2 protein-coding genes and 1 pseudogene are annotated in these 1524 nt (G+C 35.0%); all 3 read right to left on the reverse strand.

What is annotated here, in order from left to right:
* Positions 1-95: 95 nt before the first annotated feature.
* Positions 96-782, reverse strand: a pseudogene (locus C564_RS0131485) (type IV secretory system conjugative DNA transfer family protein); the annotation flags it as partial.
* Positions 775-930, reverse strand: a complete 156-nt coding sequence (locus C564_RS37205) for a hypothetical protein (protein ID WP_003203026.1) — start codon at positions 928-930, stop codon at positions 775-777. The gene C564_RS37205 and the pseudogene C564_RS0131485, both read right to left, overlap by 8 nt.
* Before the next feature lie 2 nt (positions 931-932).
* Positions 933-1364: a hypothetical protein gene (locus C564_RS0131495; RefSeq protein WP_018768253.1), complete on the reverse strand. Its 432-nt coding sequence runs from the start codon at positions 1362-1364 to the stop codon at positions 933-935.
* Between the last annotated feature and the right edge of the window lie 160 nt (positions 1365-1524).

Below are 1524 nucleotides of genomic sequence, written 5' to 3' on the forward strand. Positions count from 1 at the left end.
CGTTACCCTATCATTTGGCTTCTTGGAATGATAGTTCACTGTAGAACTGTAAGTTCGACAATGCCTAAGCTTTTCACTTAGGAACGTGTCGCGCCACCCTTCGGATCATTCACAATTAAGGACGGTTGGATTTCAGCACGAGAATATGCATCAATTGTTGGAAATACATAGGTTTCCCCTTTACCAGACCTCGTTGTCCCGATGATTAAATTACTAACAGCCCCATCATCTATAAGTAGCCTTCCTGCCTTGGCACTATCTTTTAAGTTTTTAATTTCTTGCCACTTTTCCATCCCTTTTGCTTCCATCACTTTTTTTGCTTGCTGTAAAATGGATTTCAATGAAATCTCATCATACCTAGAGATGACCACACCACCTTTTCCTTCATATCGTTCGGTCTTTTCAGGAATCGCTCGATATTGTCGTTTCACTTCATCAAGTGTCGCAAAACGAGAAGAATCTTTTTGATTCTGATTTAAATCTTTAAAACTCGAACGAATCTTGTAGGTGAATTGCATAGTACATATACTCGCAATCAGGAATATTACCAAATAAAGTAACAACGGATGTTGAAAGGTATATAGATCCTCTATTCCGATATGAAAAGGTTTGGGATGTAACAAATCAGAAAATGTTGTTTTGACTAACTCTACGATGATGTTTCCTAAAAAATTTACGATAAGAAATATCCCACCAAATAAAAAAGCACTCATTGGGATGAGTACTTTCCATTCAGCTAATTTATATTTCAGTGGTGGCTTTGGATTTACACTTTCAAACATTTTCTTGCCCTCCTTTTGTTTCCACTATATTTTCTTGATTCAAAAGCTCCTCTACAATATCCTGTGTAACTTGTTGTAAAATCACAGTAAACATAAGAAATCCTAAAACAATAGATCCGATTACAACAGTAATTTGCGTAAAAATCATTGTTATTGTCGCTCCTTGTTTTCTAATAGAATTTTCAATTCACTATAAAACGTCCATTGCTTATATCCAATTCGGAGAAACAGTAAAATGATAGGTGTTGATAGTAATAAAGCCATTAAAAACGCTAAATCAGTTATATTTTGCTCCTCTACAAAGATCATACTAGCAATTAAACCAATTGCTACTATAATTGCTAGTGGAATATCTAGTAACAACAAACGTTTCGTTAGTTTTCTTTCCATCACACCCTGTACAAACAAAATCATTAAAATATAAAATGCGCAAAAACCTATGATTGCGTCTACTGTCTGATTTTGTGTCCATTCATAACCAGAATGATTGATTCCCAAAATGATATGAACAATTCCTAATGCACCTAACGACACGTAAATTCCTGTACTTATCTTTATGCCAAGCGCTATCCAGCTTTCCATCCTCATACGCCCCCTCGATCTTTTTTAATACTGTATAGGTATACGAAAAGAGCTGGTTGAATCTTCAACCAGCTTGCTATCTTTTTTAAAAGAAATCCTAACTTGCACTTAAAGGTTATTCATCGATTTAGCATAATGAATTGAGGAAACTCAATATCAA

It is taken from the genome of Bacillus sp. 105MF (assembly GCF_000374885.1).
GTDB lineage: Bacteria > Bacillota > Bacilli > Bacillales > Bacillaceae_G > Bacillus_A > Bacillus_A pseudomycoides.

Bases quoted from the DNA above. Each gene is read 5' to 3' on its own strand.
- C564_RS37205 (WP_003203026.1), bottom strand. From the start codon at position 930: ATGATTTTTACGCAAATTACTGTTGTAATCGGATCTATTGTTTTAGGA.
- C564_RS0131495 (WP_018768253.1), bottom strand. From the start codon at position 1,364: ATGGAAAGCTGGATAGCGCTTGGCATAAAGATAAGTACAGGAATTTAC.